At 60.0% G+C, this 14,655-nt stretch carries 16 protein-coding genes; 6 read left to right on the plus strand and 10 right to left on the minus strand.

The features are described from left to right. Nucleotides 1-60: 60 nt before the first annotated feature. Complete coding sequence (locus AB8A23_RS14275) at nucleotides 61-2,478, plus strand: bifunctional diguanylate cyclase/phosphodiesterase (protein ID WP_439059383.1); 2,418 nt, start codon at nucleotides 61-63, stop codon at nucleotides 2,476-2,478. A gap of 10 nt (nucleotides 2,479-2,488) precedes the next feature. On the opposite strand, the gene AB8A23_RS14280 is transcribed toward AB8A23_RS14275, so the two are convergent. Beyond that, nucleotides 2,489-2,950 (minus strand): Lrp/AsnC family transcriptional regulator, encoded by a 462-nt coding sequence (locus AB8A23_RS14280; protein WP_439059382.1) that lies wholly within the window; start codon nucleotides 2,948-2,950, stop codon nucleotides 2,489-2,491. 152 nt (nucleotides 2,951-3,102) lie between these two features. On the opposite strand from AB8A23_RS14280, the gene AB8A23_RS14285 reads away from it, so the two are divergent. Next, nucleotides 3,103-5,487, plus strand: a complete 2,385-nt coding sequence (locus tag AB8A23_RS14285; protein WP_439059381.1) for a transketolase — start codon at nucleotides 3,103-3,105, stop codon at nucleotides 5,485-5,487. Nucleotides 5,488-5,724: 237 nt separating this feature from the next. Here AB8A23_RS14285 and AB8A23_RS14290 read toward each other — a convergent pair whose 3' ends face one another. Further along, on the minus strand, nucleotides 5,725-5,961 hold the full coding sequence (locus AB8A23_RS14290; RefSeq protein WP_068735543.1) for an Lrp/AsnC ligand binding domain-containing protein: 237 nt from the start codon (nucleotides 5,959-5,961) through the stop codon (nucleotides 5,725-5,727). 153 nt (nucleotides 5,962-6,114) lie between these two features. Here AB8A23_RS14290 and thiD point away from each other — a divergent pair, with 153 nt between their 5' ends. Then, a complete protein-coding gene (gene thiD / locus AB8A23_RS14295; RefSeq protein ID WP_439059380.1) occupies nucleotides 6,115-6,915 on the plus strand; it encodes a bifunctional hydroxymethylpyrimidine kinase/phosphomethylpyrimidine kinase in 801 nt (266 codons plus the stop codon). A 113-nt stretch (nucleotides 6,916-7,028) separates the two neighbouring features. Here the strand turns inward: thiD and AB8A23_RS14300 are convergent, their stop codons facing one another. The 4 genes from AB8A23_RS14300 to AB8A23_RS14315 all read right to left on the minus strand — a co-directional run bounded on the left by AB8A23_RS14300 (nucleotide 7,029) and on the right by AB8A23_RS14315 (nucleotide 8,680). Further along, nucleotides 7,029-7,448 carry a DUF6647 family protein gene (locus AB8A23_RS14300; protein ID WP_439059379.1) on the minus strand — a complete coding sequence of 140 codons (420 nt, stop codon included), beginning with the start codon at nucleotides 7,446-7,448 and terminating at the stop codon, nucleotides 7,029-7,031. Nucleotides 7,449-7,515: 67 nt separating this feature from the next. Then, complete coding sequence (locus tag AB8A23_RS14305; protein WP_439059378.1) at nucleotides 7,516-7,695, minus strand: hypothetical protein; 180 nt, start codon at nucleotides 7,693-7,695, stop codon at nucleotides 7,516-7,518. 31 nt (nucleotides 7,696-7,726) lie between these two features. Beyond that, entirely contained in the window at nucleotides 7,727-8,080 is a 354-nt protein-coding gene (locus AB8A23_RS14310) for a hypothetical protein (RefSeq protein ID WP_439059377.1), read from the minus strand. Between the two features lie 408 nt (nucleotides 8,081-8,488). Beyond that, nucleotides 8,489-8,680, minus strand: a complete 192-nt coding sequence (locus AB8A23_RS14315) for a hypothetical protein (protein WP_116662864.1) — start codon at nucleotides 8,678-8,680, stop codon at nucleotides 8,489-8,491. Nucleotides 8,681-8,833: 153 nt separating this feature from the next. On the opposite strand from AB8A23_RS14315, the gene AB8A23_RS14320 reads away from it, so the two are divergent. After that, nucleotides 8,834-10,816, plus strand: a complete 1,983-nt coding sequence (locus AB8A23_RS14320) for a BTAD domain-containing putative transcriptional regulator (RefSeq protein WP_439059376.1) — start codon at nucleotides 8,834-8,836, stop codon at nucleotides 10,814-10,816. Nucleotides 10,817-10,819: 3 nt separating this feature from the next. On the opposite strand, the gene AB8A23_RS14325 is transcribed toward AB8A23_RS14320, so the two are convergent. From AB8A23_RS14325 to AB8A23_RS14335, 3 genes are all read right to left on the minus strand, one after another. Continuing rightward, nucleotides 10,820-11,287: an MAPEG family protein gene (locus tag AB8A23_RS14325; RefSeq protein ID WP_184518843.1), complete on the minus strand. Its 468-nt coding sequence runs from the start codon at nucleotides 11,285-11,287 to the stop codon at nucleotides 10,820-10,822. 135 nt (nucleotides 11,288-11,422) lie between these two features. Further along, nucleotides 11,423-12,373 (minus strand): hypothetical protein, encoded by a 951-nt coding sequence (locus tag AB8A23_RS14330; protein ID WP_439059375.1) that lies wholly within the window; start codon nucleotides 12,371-12,373, stop codon nucleotides 11,423-11,425. Between the two features lie 339 nt (nucleotides 12,374-12,712). Further along, complete coding sequence (locus tag AB8A23_RS14335) at nucleotides 12,713-12,937, minus strand: DUF1127 domain-containing protein (RefSeq protein ID WP_439059374.1); 225 nt, start codon at nucleotides 12,935-12,937, stop codon at nucleotides 12,713-12,715. 56 nt (nucleotides 12,938-12,993) lie between these two features. Between AB8A23_RS14335 and AB8A23_RS14340 the strand changes: the two genes are divergently transcribed. Both AB8A23_RS14340 and AB8A23_RS14345 read left to right on the plus strand, forming a co-directional pair. Continuing rightward, nucleotides 12,994-13,161, plus strand: a complete 168-nt coding sequence (locus AB8A23_RS14340) for a hypothetical protein (RefSeq protein ID WP_439059373.1) — start codon at nucleotides 12,994-12,996, stop codon at nucleotides 13,159-13,161. A 25-nt stretch (nucleotides 13,162-13,186) separates the two neighbouring features. Beyond that, nucleotides 13,187-13,312 (plus strand): hypothetical protein, encoded by a 126-nt coding sequence (locus tag AB8A23_RS14345; RefSeq protein WP_439059372.1) that lies wholly within the window; start codon nucleotides 13,187-13,189, stop codon nucleotides 13,310-13,312. Here AB8A23_RS14345 and AB8A23_RS14350 read toward each other — a convergent pair. Next, a complete protein-coding gene (locus AB8A23_RS14350) occupies nucleotides 13,309-14,382 on the minus strand; it encodes an acyltransferase family protein (RefSeq protein ID WP_439059371.1) in 1,074 nt (357 codons plus the stop codon). The genes AB8A23_RS14345 and AB8A23_RS14350 overlap by 4 nt on opposite strands. Nucleotides 14,383-14,655: the final 273 nt, after the last annotated feature.

The following is a 14,655-nucleotide window of genomic DNA, read 5'->3' on the forward strand; positions in this document are numbered from 1 at the left end:
TAAACATTCCGAACGTTGCACGCGCTATGCTTCGATATCTCGTCATATGTTGGTATCTTTATGCTACGAGTCTGGAATTGCATCGAGTTGCAGCATGACTGGCGGCAGATTCTGCTGGCGGCAGCGGTGTGTTTTCTCTCCAGCCTTGCTGCCGTCAACTTGTTCACGCGTGCGCGCACCGCATTGCCCGACACGCGCCTTGCGTGGTTGATTACCGCAGGCGCGGTCACCGGCTTCGGCACATGGGCGACGCATTTCATCGCGATGCTCGCATACACGCCTGGTTTCGAACTCCACTACGACCTCATCATCACCGCCTGTTCGCTCGTCGCCTCTGCAGTGATGACCACGGCCGGCTTCGCCATCGCGCTGTTCAATCGAACCAAACGGAACGCGCTGGCCGGCGGCGCGGTGATCGGCCTCGGCATCGCCTGCATGCACTATATGGGCATGGCGTCGCTGCGCATCCCCGCCATCATCCAGTGGATGCCGGACCTCGTGACGGTGTCGGTCGTCGGCGGCATGGTGATTGCCGCGTTGGCAATCCTCGTTGCCCAGACTGCCGACCGGTCCGGCAAGCTGCTCGTTGCCGCACTGCTTCTGACGCTCGCGATCTGCGTACATCACTTCGTCGCCATGGGCGCGATAGATCTGACCTACAATGCCGCAGCTGCTGAGAACCAAAGTCTGCTGTCGCCGATCGAACTGTCGCTGGCCATTGCGGCCTTTACCGCCGCCGTGGTGATCGCGGGCCTCGTCGTTGCCGTAACAGATCAGCGCACCCGCCGCAGCATGAGCAAGCGCAATCTGCAGCTCGATGCGGCGCTCAACAATATGGAGCAGGGCTTATGCATGTATAGCGCTGATGGCCTGCTCGAATTGTGGAACGAAAGCTACATGCGCATGTACAATATCCCGCCGGCGAAAATGTTCGCCGGCACGACCGAGGATCAGGTGTTGGCAATTCGCGCGGCGGCTGGCACGCTGTTCGTCGATATGGATAGTTATGAGATGAAGATGCGGACGGCGCTCGCGGATCGCGTGCCGAGCAGCCAGACCGCCGAGCTGCCGGATGGACGCGCCATCAATGTGCGCTACCGGCCGATGAAGAATGGCGGCTGGGTCGCGACCCACGCCGACATCACCGACCGCAAACTCAGCGAAGCGCGGATCGTGCATCTCGCGCGGCACGATCCGATCACCGATCTGCCCAATCGTGTTGCCTTCAACGAACATCTGGCCCGCGTCTTCAAAGAGGCCTCGGCGGGACACGGCTCGTTTGCGATCGCGCGGATCGATATCGACCGCTTCAGAGAGACAAATGATGTATACGGCCAGGCCGCTGGAGACGCCGTATTGGCCGAGCTGGCGAAGCGGCTGGCGCAAGCCTGCAAGGGTGCATTTCTGGCACGGCCGAGTGGCGATATCTTCTCGATCGTGTCTCATCTCGGCGCGGAGCCGCAAACAGCGGAAGATCTCTGTGCGCGGTTGTCGGACATTCTCGATAATACGTTTCAGATCGACGGCCAGCACGTCAATGTTCGCTGTAGTATCGGCATCTCGGTCTATCCGCAGGACGGCCAGGATATCGAAGCTCTCATTGCGCATGCAGATCTGGCGCTTGATCGCGCCAAGGCCGAGGAACGCGGCACCATCCGCTTCTTCGAGGCTGCGATGGATCAGCACATCCGCGAGAAGCGACTGCTGCAACGTGATCTCGTGGTGGCGGTCGAGAACAAGCAATTCCAGCTCTATTTTCAGCCGCAGGCGACCACCGAGGGCGCTGTGGTCGCCTTCGAGGTTCTGCTGCGCTGGCGGCATCCCGAGCGCGGCATCATCTCGCCGACGGTGTTCATTCCGCTGGCGGAGGAGAGCGGTCTGATAGGCGCCATCGACGAGTGGGTGGTGCGCGAGGCTTGTCGCGAGGCGGCGACCTGGGTCAATCCGCTGTCGATCGCCATCAACCTGTCGCCAGTCAACTTTCAGCGCGGCGATGTGCCCGGGATGCTCGCCGCCGTTCTGGCGGAAACCGGTCTCTGCCCAAAGCGTGTCGAGATCGAGATCACCGAAGGCGTGCTGATTGACGACTTTGCTGGTGCCATCGCGATCCTGCACGCCGTCAAGGAACTGGGCGTTCGCGTCGCCATGGACGATTTCGGCACGGGTTATTCGAGCCTGAGCTATCTGCAGGCCTTCCCCTTCGACAAGATCAAGATCGACCAGACCTTCGTGGCCAAGCTCGAGGACAATCCGCAGTCCGCGGCTATTGTTCACGCTATCATCGGGCTCGGCCGCTCGTTGAAGCTCCCGGTGATCGCCGAGGGCGTCGAGACCGTCGCCCAACTGTCGTTTCTTGCCGCCGAGGGCTGTGCAGAGATCCAAGGTTTCCTGATCGGCCGCCCGCAGCCGATTGCGCACTACCAGAGCGTCGTCAGCGCCCCGGGTGGTACCGCCGCCACGGTGAAGCGAGCCAGCTAGCTCTGGGCCCTCACACCGGCAGTGCGATCGAATACTTCACCTGGCTGAGGGCGAAGCTGGATTCGATCGAGGCGATGCCGTCGAGCCGGGTCAGCTTGTTCTTCAGGAATGCTTCATAGGATGACAGATCCGCCGCGACGACGCGCAAGAGATAGTCGCGGTTCCCTGTCATCAGATAACACTCCAGCACTTCCTCCCATTTCGAAATCGCCTTGGCGAAACGATTGAGGTCTTCCTCCTTCTGTCGCACGAGCTTGATGGAGATGAAGACGCTGACCGGAAGCCCGATCTCCTTCTGGTCCACGAGCGCCATATAGCGGGTGATGACGCCGCGCTCCTCCAGCAATTTCACCCTGCGATGGCACGGCGAGATCGATAGCCCGACCCTTTCGGCAAGCTCCTGCATGGTGATGCGGCTGTCGATCTGCAGCGCGGCGAGAATCTTGCGGTCGATTGCGTCGAGGGCTGACATTGGGAAAATTCCATGAAATTGGAGCCAGAACAATTCATTTATCCCAATATGGCCGTGGTTGTCGCGATGAATTGAGAAAATCCCTTTGGGGCGCCTGCTAGAATGGCGACCTCATCACGAACCAGCACAGCTGGCCGACGCGGGAGCCCACCATGCCGATCGATCACCATCGCGTGCAGACCCTGACCGCATTGGCGCGCAAGGTGCTCTGGCTCTCGTCATGGACCATCCATAACGCCAACCACATCCGCCCCAATACCGACGGCCTCAAGGTTGGCGGCCATCAGGCGTCGTCCGCTTCGCTGGCGACGATCATGTCGGCGCTGTATTTCGCCGTGCTGAAGCCGGAAGACCGCGTCGCGGTGAAGCCGCATGCGAGTCCGGTGTTCCACGCCATCCAGTATCTGTTCGGCAACCAGGCGCGCGAGAAGCTCGAGAACTTCCGCGGCTTCAAGGGGGCGCAAAGCTATCCGTCGCGCACCAAGGATATCGACGATGTCGATTTCTCCACCGGCTCGGTCGGCCTCGGCGTCGCGCAGACGCTGTTCTCATCGCTGGTGCAGGACTACGTCTCGGCTCACGGCTGGATGAAGGACCGCCGCGAAGGCCGCATGATCGCGCTGGTCGGCGATGCCGAGATGGACGAGGGCAATATCTTCGAAGCCTTGCTTGAAGGCTGGAAGCACGGGCTGCGCAACACCTGGTGGATCGTGGACTACAACCGCCAGAGCCTCGACGCCGTGGTGCGCGAGGGTCTCTGGGAGAAGTTCGAATCCATGTTCCGCAACTTTGGCTGGGACGTGGTGATCGTGAAGTATGGCCGGCTGATGGACGCCGCCTTTGCCGAGCCCGGCGGCGCGGCACTCAAGACCTGGATCGACAACTGTCCGAACCAGATCTATTCGGCTTTGTGTTTCCAGGGCGGCGCAGCGTTCCGCAAGCGGCTCAACGACGAGATCGGCGATCAGGGTCCGGTGTCGCGCCTGATCGAGGCGCGCAGCGACGAGGAACTGCTGGCGCTGATGTCCAATTTGGGCGGCCACGACATGGCCAGCATGGTCGAGGCTTTCGAAGCCATCGATCACGATCGTCCGGTCTGCTTCATCGCTTACACCATCAAGGGCGTCGGCCTGCCGTTCCAGGGCCACAAGGACAACCATGCCGGCCTGATGACGCCGACCCAGATGGAGACCTGGCGCGCGGCGCAGAACATCCGGCCCGGCCATGAATGGGAGAGGTATGAGGGGCTGACACAGGACGCTGCGAAGCTCGATGCCTTCCTGAAGGATGTGCCCTTCGTGCAGCAGGGCACGCGGCGCCTGAGCGCTGATGTGATCGACGTTCCCGCGCATCTGTCGTTCAAGCCGTCGCCGGAAATGTCGACGCAGCAGGGTTTCGGCCTCGTCCTGCATGAGCTGGCACGCGGCGATACCGAACTGGCGTCGCGCATCGTGACCGCGTCGCCCGATGTCACCGTGTCGACGAACCTCGGAGCATGGGTCAATCGGCGTGGGCTGTTCGCACGCGCCGAGAAGGCCGATCACTTCCGCAGCGAGAAGATCCCCTCCACCTTCAACTGGGACTTTTCGCCGAAGGGCCAGCATCTCGAACTCGGCATCGCCGAGGCGAACCTGTTCATCCTGATGTCAGCCTTGGGCCTGTCGAGCAGCATCAACGGCGTCCGCCTGCTGCCGGTCGCGACGCTGTACGATCCCTTCATCGAGCGTGGTCTCGATCAGCTCAACTATGCCTGCTATCAGGATGCCCGCTTCATGGTGGCGGCGACGCCGTCGGGCATCACGCTGGCGCCGGAAGGCGGTGCTCATCAGTCGATCGCGACGCCGCTAATTGGCATGGCGCAGGACGGTCTTGCATCGTTCGAGCCGGCTTTCGTCGATGAGCTCGCCGTCATCATGGGTTGGGGCTTCCAGCACATGCAGCGCGACGCGGGCACTGATGACAGCGGCCAGCGTGCCGGCGGCTCGGTCTATCTGCGGCTCTCCACGCGCACCATCGAGCAGCCGCAGCGCATGATGACGCCGGAGCTGCAGCAGGGCATCACTGATGGCGCCTATTGGCTGCGCAAGCCCGGCGCCAATTGCGATCTGGTAATCGCCTATACCGGCACGCTGGCGCCGGAGGCGATCGAGGCAACGGGATTGCTCGGCGACAGCCATCGCGACATCGGCCTGCTGGCGATCACGTCAGCCGACCGTCTCCATGCCGGCTGGACATCGGCGCGAAAGATCCGCCGCGACAGGCGTAATCCGCAGCATCTGAGCCACATCGAGAAGCTCCTGCAGCCGCTGCCGCGCGACTGCGGCATCGTCACCGTGCTCGACGGCCATCCGGCGACTTTGGGCTGGATCGGCAGTGTGTGCGGTCATCGCATGGAAGCGCTGGGTGTCGAGCAATTCGGCCAGACCGGCACCATCGGCGATCTCTATCGCCACCACGGCATCGACGCGAATGCGATCGTCGACGCGGCGGAGGAGCTGAGCGGCGTGCCCGTGCTGCATCGGAAGATGGCCGTGTAGGTCTCTTAACCTCTCCCCGCTTGCGGGGAGAGGTCGCCGCGTCTTCGCGGCGGGTGAGGGGCATGGCACGGCCTCATCACATATTTCGAGTTCACGGATCGGAATTCGTGTGATCCGAGAATGCTTCATCTTGGCGAGCCGACTGCCTCGCCCCTCACCCCAACCCTCTCCCCGCGCAGAGCGGGGAGAGGGAGTACACCGCCGGTGCGAAACTCTCGAAGCGCTATGCGCTCCGCCTCAAAACGCCTTGAACGTAATGATCGTATGCGTGTCCTGGATGCCCGGGATGGTCTGCACTTTCTCGTTCACGAAATGGCCGATGTCGGTGGCGTTATCGACGTAGAACTTCACCAGCAGGTCGTAATGCCCAGCGGTGGAATAGATCTCCGAGGCGATTTCGGCTTCGGCCAGCGCGTTGGCGACGGCGTAGGACTGGCCAAGCTTGCACTTGAACTGGACAAAGAAGGGGACCATCGGGATTCTCCGGAAACGGGCGATTTTAGAGATCATCAAGCCCAAAACAGGGGGCGGCGCAAGCCGCCAGCATGTCGCCGGGTTGCTGGTTCATGACTGGCAGGGTAGGACTGGTATGGCTGCTTATCCCTTGATCTCGTGCGAGTTTTTCCGATGACCACACCCATTGCGCTGACCATTGCCGGTTCGGATTCCTCGGGCGGCGCCGGGATCCAGGCCGACCTCAAGACCTTCGCGGCGCTGGGCGTCTATGGCGCGTCGGTGATCGCAGCACTGACCGCGCAGAACACCAAAGGCGTCACCGGCATCTATCAGGTGCCGGCGGAGTTTGTCGCTGAACAGATCAACGCCGTGTTCGTCGATCTCGCGGTCGGCGCGGTGAAGATCGGCATGGTCGCTCAGCGCGATGTGATCGAGGCCATCGCCGCCGGCCTTGCGACATGGCAGCCGAAACATGTGGTGCTCGATCCCGTGATGGTGGCGACCTCAGGCGATCGTCTGCTGGCGCCGGAGGCCATCGCCGCGCTGCGCAGTACGCTGATCCCGCGGGCGCAGATTATCACGCCGAACCTACCAGAGGCCGCCGCACTGCTCGACGAGCCGATGGCAGAGGGCGATGCGGCCATCGAGGCGCAGGGCAAGCGTCTGCTCGCGCTCGGCTGCAAGGCTGTGCTGATCAAGGGCGGTCACGGCCATGGCCCGGAGAGCACCGACTATTTCATCACCGCCGACCGCGCCATCGCATTGCCTGCGCCACGTGTGGCGACGAAGAACACGCACGGTACCGGCTGCACGCTATCGTCAGCGATCGCCGCAGGGCTTGCCAAAGGCGAGACGCTGGAAGCCGCGGTGCGTTCAGCGAAAGCGTATGTCACAGCGGCGATCAGCGCCGCTGATCGGTTTACGGTCGGGCACGGCCACGGCCCGGTGCATCACTTCCATGCGTTCTATTAGGCAGGTCCAGATCGGCTCAAACCAACCTCGGCGCGCTCCAATCGCCTGAGCATCGGCTCGCGCACGAGCCCGTTGCATCTCATGGCCTATGACGAAGGAACGTCGCGTGCCGCTTACGAACCGTCGCGGCAGACGCTCACCATGTAGATTGTGAGCTCATTCGTGCCGATGAGGCCGTAGGGATCCTCGACCCCCTGTTCGCGTAGCCATGTCATCTGAAGGTCATAGGCCTGGCGTTCGTGGGCTGCCACACACGGAGCTTCGACGTTGTTGGCCCGTTGCACGTGATGCACGAGTTCGTGCAGCAGCGCGCTCTTCTGCCGCAAATTGACCGGTTGCCATTCGTGGGGAAGGTAGATCGTGCCTTGTTCGCGGCTGTAGAGGGCTTGAAATTCGAGCCCGCTATTTTCCGGCGCACCACTTAGCGCAGCCATTTCTGCTGACGTCGCGAAATGGATTGGCGGGTGAGCCGGAGGGGCGAAGCCGGTTTGGGCGATGATCCATGCGATATAGGTGGCGATCAGAGCGTTCACGTGGTGACCTCGTGCGGATATGGCCTGCGGGGAATTGGACGCTTCAGTTGCGTAATCGTGGCGAGGATCAGAAAAGGCCCGAGCTCAAATCCAGGCCGTAAGTGAGCGAGAGCACGAACACCAGAATTCCGGCTCCGCAGAAAAACAGAAAATGCCTGAGCACATCGGCTCCGGTGATCGAACGAATCGCGCGGGACATCGCGCTCGCGATTGCAGTCATGTCAGCCTCACGATTGTTGCCATCCATTGATGATTGATGCCGTCTTCGCCTGCCGCGATCAGTCGCCCCAGGCTGCTATATTCACAGGGCGACTATGCTCGGGCGCCGCCCGTGCCAGCAGGACGCCGCCAATCACGTGCACAATGCCGAAGCCGATAAGGATCAGGATGATCAGGTGTGTTTCGCTCAGCCGCCTCACGTTTCTTTTCCCTTCACTGTTCTGTATCTGACGAACGCGCGTGTCCGGCGATGGAATGGGCTTGCCAAGATTGGTTTCGATGCGGTCGGAGATAAGATGCTGGTAGCGATGAATGACGTTGATTGCCTGCCGGCGACGGGATTCATGAAGTGCGCTGACGATCATCGAGGCCCCCATAGGTGCTGGAGATGGCGCCGGAAAGTCGGTCTTCATCACTCTTTTCCTGATACTTCACGGGATGATGCAGGTGAGCTTGCTGACCGCTCGGCCCGCCTGACACGCTTGAAATTTGCATTGAACCTTCGTTGCGCTTGCTGGCATTGGCAGCGATGCTGTCGCGGCGTTGGCTTTGTTCGCCTACGGTAACGGCCGGCTCGACATGTGGTATGTGACGAAATCATCGGAAGCGAGGTCAGTCTGATCCGCTTTTGGCCTCTGGCTCGTTGCTGCCAATGCAATCAACAAAATCGAGCCATAGAACGCGATCACTCCAATTCTCCATCTCGCGACGACTCGTCGTTCGTCTTCGGTTGAGAGAAAGGCATACGATCGCGCTTGTAGTTGCGCGGTATTGGTCAATGCGACCTCCTGCTTGATGGCTACTTCGAAATCGAACTGAGATCAGTCGCCTCCGAAAAGGAGGGGTGAGACGGGAGGCGTGGTGTGCGAAGCCGCCCTGGCTTTCGGAGCGGCCAGGGAAGTCAGCGCCACATCAACTCCTGCGAGGATCACGGTCAGGGTAACGACGACTGCAATGATGTGACGCGTGCGCATGACGGCTTCCGGGTGAAGTTGCTCTGCGCCGAATGCCATTCGCATCTCGTCGCATTTTGACTTGAACCCGCCGCCGTCTCACCGGCGTTAGTCAGCCGTCATCGCTGCGTTAATACTGCTCGCAAAGTTGCCAATCTGAGTTAAATGTATATTCAGAGGACGCATTTGTTCAAAATTTGGAAGTAGCCGACAGTGTGCCCAAAATTTAATCTTTCGCTTTTGGGACGCGTCGTGCTCGCCGGGCCGAACGGCGTGGTCGGCTTGCCAAACAAGAAGCTCTCGGGATTGCTTGCTTATCTGGCTTGCACGGCACCGGAGCCTCAGCCGCGCGAAAAACTGTCGACCCTGTTCTGGGGGTCTTATTTCGACGCGCAAGCAAGGCAGAACCTCCGTCAGTCACTGTTCAAGCTACGTCAAATTCTGGGTCGGGATGCTCTCAAGAGCGATGGCGAGTTCGTATCGCTGAATACGACGGTGATCCTGTGCGATATCAGCCGGTTCGAGGCCTTGGTGCGGGAAGGCGGCCGTGATGCGCTGGGTGAGGCAGCGGATCTCTATCGAGGGCGCTTCGTCGATGACATCGGTGTTAGCGAAGAAGGCTGGAGCGATTGGCTGGCTGGCGAACGCCAGCGATTTCAGGAGCTGGCTCTGACTGCGATGGTCGGGCTCGGCGAAAAAGAACTGGTCGCCGGTCGCGCCGATCACGCATTGAAGGCCGGGCACCGTGCCAGCGCACTGAACAACATGCGTGAGGATGCGCACCGGCTGATCATGCAAGCTCTGTCTGCAACTGGGCGTAAAGCTGAAGCGCTCAAATACTATCAAGAGGTCGTTGGGCTTCTGAAGCGAGAGCTCAATACAGAGCCGGACGAGGCAACCAGAGCGCTCGTTGCCGAACTACGCAGAGCCCAGACACTGATCGAATCGGTGGCTGTCAGCGAGATCGAGATATCGACTCCACTTACGCCTGCTCTGATGATGGTCATGGATCAACCATCCATCGTGGTTTTGCCGTTTCGGAACATGAGCGACGACCCGGAGCAGGAATACTTCGCTGACGGTGTCACCGAGGACATCATCACCGCTTTGTCGCGCTTTCGCGAATTCGTGGTCATCGCACGCGGATCGAGCTTCGCCTTCAAGGATAGAAGGCTGACCAGCCGGCAAATCGCGCAACAACTCGGTGTTCAATACGTCCTGAGCGGCAACATCCGCAAAGCGGGCAACCGCATTCGTGTATCGGCCGAACTGACCCATGCCCGCGATGAGGTTCAGGTCTGGTCTGATCGCTACGATCGCGCCATCGTCGATGTTTTCGATCTGCAGGATGACATCAGCGCGAGCGTCGCTGCAGTGATTGATCCGGCCGTGCGGAGCGCCGAGGTCGAGCGCGCAAGGCGCAAGCCGCTCTCTGATCTTTCGGCTTACGACATCTACCTGCGAGCGCTTCCCCATCTATGGAACGGAACCCGTGACGGGATCACGAGGGCGATCGTATTGTTGCGACAGTCTCTCAAGCGCGATCAGCTGCGCCCAGCCACGCTGGCGTCCCTTGCTTGGGCACTTGTCATGGCGTCGCCTCTGGGGGCCGCGGCGTTGCCGGAAACGTTGGTCGAAGCCCTCGTCTTGGCGCGCCGCGCCGTCGAGCAAGATGGCGCAGATGCTTTCGCCCATGCGGTCTATGGCTTCACATTGTTTGGTCCGGTCGGCAACAACGATCAGGGGCGCATCCATTGCAAGGAAGCTGTGCGCCTCAATCCAAGCTCCGCCTTCGCCTGGGGTATTCTTGGAATGATCGACAGCATGGGGGGCGACTATGAGCATGCTGTCACATGTCTTCACCGCTCGATCGCCCTCAGCCCCTACGACAATATGCTCCATTTTTGGATGACGGGCCTGGCTGCATCGTGCTTTGCGCTCGGACGCCCTGAGGATGGTGTCTTGTGGGCGCGCAACTCGATCCAGCAGAATCCGGCCAACGGTACGGGCCATCGCATGCTGGTAGCCAATCTTGTAGCCGCCAGGCGATTGGAAGAGGCCCGCGACGTGACGCGCCAGCGCGATGCCGTGCAAAAGACAACTATCGCAGAGCTTCGTGCCATGCGCTTCTTCAAGCAGGACGACGATCTTGAACGTTACCTATCGGCCCAGCGCGAAGCCGGCGTTACGGCTTGAACTTCACGCGCCGACTGCAGATATCAACGTCCGGACGGTCATGAAGATCAGGATGAGCGAGCCTACAGTCCAGAAGGTTGCGCGTATCTCATGAATCTGTCCGGTGAGATAGGCGATGAAGTGAAGCAGACGTGAGGCGACGTAGCCGTATAGCAGCCATTGGGCGAGCAGCAGGGATGGTTGCGTGAGAATGTAGAGCAAGCCCGCGACCAGGAAGTAGGGCAGGCTCTCGAGGTCGTTCATTTGGATCCGGCGAATCCGCTCGACGCGCTCGTTGGGCAAGAGTTGCGCCGGGTCGGGCGCGGGGTTCATCGGCGTCTTCTTGATATCCTCGGGCGAACGGTAGCCGCCTTTGACGTCGACCATACGGACTACAGTCAGCCACGACATCGCCACAGCCTTGAGGATCGTCAGGCTCGCAGCAATGACGTAGGTAGCGAATAGCGGATCGTTCAGAGTGAGTTTGTCCAATGTGCCGTCCCCCATAGGCCATAGATCGTATCTATGGCCCAGCGCGTTTCCCAGCGAAATACAATGTCTGTGTCTGTTTACGCGGGATTTGGCCCCCCGTACGAGTGCTGATCGGGGGCTGTCGCCTCTTGGTCATCAGTTTTGCGGGAGGAGACGGCTGAAGGAAGGTAGTTTGAGGCAAAGCTTGACGATGAGAGGGAGCGCGAGGACAGGGATGACGCACGCAGCGACATAACCCTCCGCGAGAGATGGCAGACCAAAGCTGGCCGCTGCCCACACGAGAGTGACATTACGGTTTCCGCTCACGAGGCCTATCGTTCCAGCGGTCTGTAACCCCATTCTCGCGAATGTCAAAGTTGCGAGTACGCACAGTCCGAAGTTGGAGACGATCGCCGCGGCCAGCATGACGTCGAAACCTAGCGGATTGCTGATCCAGTGGGTCCGTATGCCCTGCGAGGTTGCCAGTCCGACGATGATGAGTCCGATAACGGCGACCCCGGTGGCAGCGTGTTGGTCGGGCAGAACGGGCATCAGATTGCGGCGAAACCGTATTGCCAGAAAGGCAACCAAGCCTGCAGCGCCGATGATGCTGAACAATCGGATAGCCAGCGCGCCCATGTCGAATTCAATTCCAAGTCCGAGCACTGTGGCAAAACACGGAATTGAAATCGGCGTGAGGAGGGTGAGTGCGATGGATACGAGTAAAGCGAGACGTGTTCGCAGACCAAGCATTCCAGCGATCGCGGCCGCGCTTCCGACCGGCGGCGCCAGGAGAGAAAGCAGAACACCGGCCCGCAGCGCAGGATCAAGCGGAAGGAAGGACAGTAGAACCGCAGCGGCCAGCGGAAGCGCCAGGCCAACCCAGGCAACCACCAGGGCCATCAGAGGCAGACGAATCCTGGCTTCGGATGGCGCGAGACCGGCTGTGAGAAACGAGCCTAGTGTCAGGAGAAATGCCGAGAACGGCAAAAGATCGTAGCCGAAATGAGCGAAAGGTTGGATCAAGAGCCCTGCACAAAGCGAGATCACCAAAAGCGCTGGTCCTTGTCCGCCAAGTGCGGACAATAGCCTGCCAACCATCTGCATGCGCACCCCTTGCCTGGTTACGTATTTGCCCTGGCGGGCCTCTCAAGTGCTCCGCGGAATGCGAAGCAATCGCGATCGCAATTATTGGAATTGCATCGGTCCGAAATCGGTAGCTATCTGGTAAAGACCCTTGCGATCCGAATGTGCGGGCGCAGGACTCGCGTGACACCCATTGAAGCCTGTCGACGTCATCGCCGGCGTTAGTTGGGCGCTACAGAAGTGTTGTTGAGAGATCGGCGCAGTATGAGCGTTACATCGTCCGATCAACCGTTGTTGGAAAAGACGAATGTTATGCTCTTGGTCGAGCGTAGGTCCGCCGCAGCAAAGTATGATTTTGGACTAGCGGCGCTTCAGTAGCCAAGGCTCCCAGAAAAACCGTGACGCTTCGGCATGCGCCTCGTACAGGCCGATGCCGATATCGCGGAGGAAATCGGGCCTGTCTCTGATATCCGCGCGCAACTCTGCCCTGAAACGGGCTCGCTGCCGCCACGTGGCAGGCAGGCTGAAGATCGCGCCGAGACGCATATGATCGTCGCCTGATACAAACTGGGCGTAGGCGCGCATGGTGGTGCTCCGATTTTGTGACCGGGATATCCAGGCACATCGCTGCGTGACAAGCATTGAAGCCGGTCGACGTCGTCGCCGACGTCAGTCAGGCGTCAGAGCAGCGTTATTTTCGCTTAAGGCGCCGCGAAAAGGCCGCCAAGCGTGTCGAAGGCGTTCAGGAAGGGCTTCGTCTTGCAAATTCCGCGCGCGTCAGCGCCGGATTCGCGATCCAGGCGCTGTAGCGGCTCTGCGATCTAGCGACCCGTCTTGAAGCTTGATGCCGAAGCCGGAGAGACGCACGTCCGCGAAGCGCTCGCGCTCGGCTGCAACGCTGTGCTGATCAAGGGCGGCTACGGGACCGGCCCGGTGCAGCATTTCTACGCGTTCTATTAAATCGGTCGCACCGTTACACGGCTGCTTAATGGGCCGCGCTCGCTCACCTTGCGTTGAATTCGGGCAAAGCGCTTTTGTCGCCAGCGATCGATCGGTCGATCGACAAGATGATAGATCAGTATCGACGTCGTCACGGTGAGGAATAGCGCGCCGTAGGACGCTAGAAGCGTCTCCGGCAGCAATATCCATCCAAATAGGAAATGGCAGATATAGATTGGATAGGACAGCTCGCCGAGATATCTGTCCCATCCTATGTTCTTGCTTAGCTCGAACAGTCTGGGAACTGCGACGATCACAATGGCGAGGAACAAGATCGACGGCAGCGTCTCGAATCCTTTCGACTTGTTGATCGTGAGGCAAACGAATATCAGCGCCGAAGCCAGTACGAGCAGTGCGTTCAGGCGGGCTCGTCGGCTGTCATCTCCGGATGCGTATACTTGGTAGCCTAGCGCTCCCGCGCAGAACAACGCCATCTCGGAAGGAAATACGCGATAGGACCACGGGTCTCCACTGAAGCCGAATAGCCATTGAACTCCCATCCGGAAGACAAGGCTTGCAGCGATAGCTGAGACAATCGCGATCGGTCCTCGTCTCACCAGCAACGGCGCGAGCAGATAGAAGTAGATCTCCAGTGCCAGAGTCCATGCCTGCGGAATCGGGGCGAATGTGTAGAGCAGGTCGGGTACACCGGCCGGCTGCAAGGCGAGCACCAGCCCACCATCTCGAACAACCAGAAAAAAATACGTCTCCTGACCAATGATCACTAATTGGGAGACGACGAAATATGCGGCGTCAAACGGGTCCAGAGACATCAGTTGCTTCCAGTGCCCGGTCACGACGAGGGAGAGAGTCAGCACGAGCAGGTATGCCGGAAACAGGCGCAGCATGCGGTTGGAGATGAACAGCCGATAGGAACCGGGCGCGTATTTCTCGTTCAGCACCAGGGCCATATAGAACCCAGAAATAACAAAGAAGCTCTGTACGGCGATATCGCTGGTGAGAATGCCGAAAGGCAGCCCGAAATGCGCGAATGCAACGGAAATCGCGAGGATGATTCTGAGCGTGCCCATCGCCGAATCCTGCGTGGAAAACCTTTAGTGGCTGTTAATAGATACGAATGGTTCTACAGGTGGCATGGTTCTTAGCCATCGCCGTCAACGTCTTAGGGCCCTGGACGCGCCGAGGCACCCGTAGCCTCATCCTTCGAGCCTCCCAGGAGCGAGCTCCTCAGGATGGCGACGACACAGGGGGTGTCCACAGCACTCAGATACTTGTTCCTGCGACACTCTGTCGTCGATCTGTCATCCCGGCTTGATATCAGCCGAACAGCAAATGGGTTGTCC

The organism is Tardiphaga sp. 619_E2_N8_4, assembly GCF_051810905.1.
In the GTDB taxonomy this organism is placed as follows: domain Bacteria; phylum Pseudomonadota; class Alphaproteobacteria; order Rhizobiales; family Xanthobacteraceae; genus Tardiphaga; species Tardiphaga robiniae.